Origin of the sequence: Nocardiopsis sp. TNDT3 (assembly GCF_003427465.1) — a bacterium.
GTDB lineage: Bacteria > Actinomycetota > Actinomycetes > Streptosporangiales > Streptosporangiaceae > Nocardiopsis > Nocardiopsis dassonvillei.
Genome location: NZ_QPFC01000175.1, coordinates 1 through 4,079, shown reverse-complemented (window position 1 = coordinate 4,079; position 4,079 = coordinate 1). Strand labels below are relative to the sequence as shown.

Sequence of the window (4,079 nt, the reverse complement as noted above, 5' to 3'; positions counted from 1 at the left end):
GGGTGAGGAAGGGGTAGCCGCCCGGGTCGGGGGCGGGCAGCACCGCGGCGTGCACCTGCAACTGGGCGGGAGAGAGGTGATCGACCCCGACGGCATGGTCGGCGGTGAGGGTGTGTCCGGCGTGCGGGTGGGAGGTGAGGGTGACCTCGCCGCCGGCCATGATCACGGTGCCGGAAACATCGCCCTGGACCGTGTGGACGACGCTCGGGCCCGGCGCTGGACCCTGTCCGGCTCGACGGCCGGACACCGACTTCCCCCCGGAGGCCCTTTCGCGTAGAGCCAGGAGCGGAGCGTTGTCCAGGCCGAGTGCTCTGGCTAAGGCCGTGACGGTCTCCTTGGACGGGATCGCTCCGGTGTTGTTGAGGGCTGCGGTGACCGTGGTGCGGCTCAAGGCCGCGCGCGCGGCCAACTGGCTTTTGCTCAGCCGCGCTTTCAGCCGGGCGGTGTCCAAACGCTCGCCCAGCTGGGCGCGCGCGTCCTGTGGTGCGGGCTGCTCGCACGTATCTGCCTGCCCCACACCCACTCCCACCGCGACCGCCATGCCTGTACGTCGTTGTTCATCTTTGTCCAGCTGGTCATTGTCGGCCACCCCTTCGGTCAGATTCGACGCCGACAACGCCGAATCGAATCGGAGGAGAAGCCCATGGCCGAGTGGATGCTGCTTGCGCTCGCCTGCGCCCTGAGCGTGCTTGTGGCGGTACTGGCCGGGGTGGGGGCCGCCTACCTGGCCCGCCGTGACGGGGCCAGTTACCCGAGCGCGATCGGCCGCGCTGCGGCCACCGCCGCCGCAACTCTCACCGTCATCGCCGCTGTGACCACAGCTCTGGCAGCTCTGACTGCCTTGCTCGGCTGACTGTGCTGCTGCCCTCTTAGCGGTCGAGGAGCGCCCAGGGCAGTGCCACTGAGAGCGGTCCCGAAGCGAGGGGTAGATCGCTCTCACGACGGAGACCACTGGAACTGGAGAAGCGGAAGGTCTCTTCTTCCAGCGAGCCCTGTTGTTGTGGGGTTCGCTGAGGGTCGCTACAGGTCTTTGAACAGGGCGGGTGCTGTCAACTCTCGTCTGTGAAACAGCTCTGTTCCACGGCAGCAGCTTCGAAGAACACCTCATCGCTGGGAGAGCAGGGGCCCGGAAGGTCGAGCCTAGTAGCCGCCAGCTCGACGTACTGGCTTCGTCCGCTTAAAGGCAAGGTCCTTCTGACGACTCACCTCGTCATCGTGTGCGAGCAGCTCGTCATGGAGAACGCGGCGTTTGTCTTCCAATGACGCTTTTTCTGCCAAAAGTCCTTCTAGGACGCGTTCGGCATCCGTGATCCGGCTATCCAGAAACACTTCATGTCGATCGAGTGCGTCAAGCTCCAACTGGGCTTGATGGCGCCGAGCAAGCGCTGCCGTCAACATCTCGTCAGTGACGCCCTCCATGCTTCTACCCCAACCAGCCGAGCCAACGGTGGTCGCGGCCATGTCCAAGAGCGTTGAGACCGCCACCCCCAGGGCCACCGACAGCGCCACGATCTCATTGAAGCGGAGCGCTCGACTCCCGTTCTCAATCTTGGCCACTTGGGTCTGGTGCATGCGGAAGCCGAGACGAGTCATGCGCTCGGCCAGCTCATCCTGTGACCAGCCGCGCTTGGTTCGGAGCTCACGAAGGACCCTGCTGAGACGGTCCTCAGGGCCATCCTCGTCCCACCGGTCTGCCAAAGTTCGCCGCGGTTCATCCTTCATAAGCATGGATGGTTTCATGCTGATTAGGGTTGCCGCAAGGCACTGGGGGGTGTACGTTCGTGGCAGAATGAAGCGGAGCGTTTGGTCCGTCATAGGTTTTCAAGCTGTCATCACCCATGGCGCGCTTGGGAAGTAGAGGAGAAGTGGCGCAGTTATCCACAGCCCACCCTGATCTGTGGATAACTCGGCCATCCGCCTTTGAGCAGCGACGATCCATGTCTCGCTTCTGGGCCCAGTAGTAGAAACACGAAGGAAGGGGACGCAGCCTTTCGCCTGAACAAGGCGGGGCTTGGCGCGTGCGCCCTCCGGCCCGAAAAACCTGAAGTACACAGCGATGGGCCCGCCGGTGTTCCCGCACCGACGGGCCAAGACACAGCCGCACCACCTAGGACAAGCCAAGTCCCCGGTCTTCAAGGACCGATCGCAAGGAGGGGTTCCCGCCCCTCAGGGCGCAAGGAGGCGTCAACTATGCACTCGCACTGTAGCCGATCAACGGCTAGCAGTACCAAAGCAGAGGGGAGGGTGCCCGCGCCCTCTGAGGCGCACGCCCCTCCTCATGTAGCTGCTCTGCTCCTGACTCCAGCAGAGGCCCAGGCAGTTCTGCGCATTGGCAAGACCTCCCTCTTCACCATGCTCAAGTCCGGTGAGATTAGGTCGATCAAGCTCGGACGTTCCCGCCGCATCGTCGCAGCGAGCCTCTATGAGTTGGTCGCACGGATGGCCGACGCCGGCTAACCGGCGCCTTGGCCCGGCGCGTGGATCCTGTCGCTTCCGTGTCGGCTCTGTTTCGACATTTCTTTGACTTCACGCTTCGGTAACCATGCGATGCGCTGTCTGGGTCAACCCGGTCGAGGCGCGCTTCGGGCTGCTGCGCCAGTTCGCCCTCGCTAACTTCGACCATCCCAACCACACGTCCTGGCCGCGGGCTCTGCACGCCTATCTGCGGTGGCGCAACGCCAACGCCTGCGACCCGCATGTACTCGCGGCCCAGCGTCGAGAACAAGCCCGGGTACGCAGAGAGAGGTGTGCGTTGGGAAGGTCGACCACTACCCATCGTGGCGCGAGGGCACCCAGGCAAACGTTCCCGGTCACGGCGCTAGCCGCATGGGGACCAGGCCGTCGTCGGTCAGGGGACAGTCGCCTGACCGAGGGATACTGAGAGGAATAATCGGTGCTACTATGATGAGAGTTGGATGGAGGTGATGAAGTGATGCCTGAAGAGGCGCAAGCTCAGCCCGCGATGCTCACCCTTGCGAGGGAATCGCGTGGCCTGACCCAGACCGACGTGGCCTCCCTGATGACGCAGGCCTCTGGTGATGCCGACACCAGCGTCTCGCAGGGGTACGTCAGTAAAGCCGAAGCCGGACGTGTCGCGGTCACCGCGGAGCGTCTCGAGCTCTACGCCACGGCTCTCGGGTACCCGCCGAACCTCCTCTGTCAGGATCCCCAGGTCCACGGAGTCGGTGTCGGTCTGATCCACCACCGCAAAAAGGCCTCGATGCCAGTGAGTTCAGTGCGGCGCATCAACGCGCTGCTCGTTCTCACCCGCATCCAACTGCGAGGTCTCGCCCGCGCCGCCCGGCAGGACCCCGGTACGGTTCTCTTCCCCCACATGGAGGTCGACGGCTACACACCACCGAGGGTCGTGGCCAGGCGAATCCGCGAAAAATGGGACATCCCCAGCGGACCAGTCGCGAACGTCATTGGTGCCGCTGAGAAGGCCGGCGCCCTGGTCGTCTTGCGCGACCTGGATAGTGACCTCCTCGATGCCGTGAGCCAACAGCAAGGGAATAAAGCCCCGATCCTCCTTGTTAGTAACCGGGCACCAGGATGCCGTTGCCGGTTCAGCGTGGCCCACGAGATCGGGCACCTGATCATGCACCAAGAACCAGGGGTAGGAACCAAACAGGAGAAAGAGGCCGACGCCTTCGCCGCAGAATTCCTTATGCCAGCCAAGGACATCCGCGCTGCCTTCCCCGCACGCCTGACCGTGGCCGAACTGGCCGACCTCAAACGCACCTGGGGAGTCTCCATGGCTGCCCTGCTGCGCAGAGCTCAATCACTCAGCATCATCACCGACTGGCAGTACCGCACGCTCACCATCGAGATGTCGACCCTTGGTTACCGCACATCGGAGCCGGTCGACATCCCCCTAGAGCGACCCCAGGCAGTGCCCGAGCTCGTAGCTGCCCTACGGCAAGAGCACGGCATATCCGATGAAGAGGCTGCTTCCTGCAGTTTCCTTCTCAAGGACGAGTTCGTCCGCCTGTACCACGATGACCACCGATCATTGTCTGCGAACACTGCTCCGAAGGCGAGGCCATGAGCGACGTTTCTGCCCCCACCCCCCGTGACGG

General features: G+C 63.8%; 5 protein-coding genes and 1 pseudogene. 4 read left to right on the top strand and 2 right to left on the bottom strand.

All coding sequences use genetic code 11. From position 1 onward, the window contains the following. Positions 1 to 589: helix-turn-helix transcriptional regulator (locus DQW06_RS04840; protein ID WP_157983342.1), on the bottom strand; the 589-nt coding region annotated here is incomplete at its 3' end. Between the two features lie 54 nt (positions 590 to 643). On the opposite strand from DQW06_RS04840, the gene DQW06_RS04835 reads away from it, so the two are divergent. After that, the gene (locus DQW06_RS04835; RefSeq protein ID WP_117198031.1) at positions 644 to 853 is read left to right on the top strand and encodes a hypothetical protein; all 210 of its coding nucleotides are present in this window, start codon (positions 644 to 646) and stop codon (positions 851 to 853) included. 287 nt (positions 854 to 1,140) lie between these two features. Here DQW06_RS04835 and DQW06_RS04830 read toward each other — a convergent pair whose 3' ends face one another. Beyond that, positions 1,141 to 1,740, bottom strand: a complete 600-nt coding sequence (locus tag DQW06_RS04830; protein ID WP_198662378.1) for a helix-turn-helix domain-containing protein — start codon at positions 1,738 to 1,740, stop codon at positions 1,141 to 1,143. A gap of 450 nt (positions 1,741 to 2,190) precedes the next feature. Here DQW06_RS04830 and DQW06_RS29860 point away from each other — a divergent pair, with 450 nt between their 5' ends. From DQW06_RS29860 to DQW06_RS04815, 3 genes and pseudogenes are all read left to right on the top strand, one after another. After that, positions 2,191 to 2,457: a helix-turn-helix domain-containing protein gene (locus tag DQW06_RS29860; protein WP_117198030.1), complete on the top strand. Its 267-nt coding sequence runs from the start codon at positions 2,191 to 2,193 to the stop codon at positions 2,455 to 2,457. Positions 2,458 to 2,551: 94 nt separating this feature from the next. After that, a pseudogene (locus DQW06_RS29855) lies at positions 2,552 to 2,822 on the top strand (hypothetical protein); the annotation flags it as partial. 110 nt (positions 2,823 to 2,932) lie between these two features. Beyond that, positions 2,933 to 4,048 carry an ImmA/IrrE family metallo-endopeptidase gene (locus DQW06_RS04815; RefSeq protein WP_117198032.1) on the top strand — a complete coding sequence of 372 codons (1,116 nt, stop codon included), beginning with the start codon at positions 2,933 to 2,935 and terminating at the stop codon, positions 4,046 to 4,048. The last annotated feature ends 31 nt before the right edge of the window (positions 4,049 to 4,079 follow it).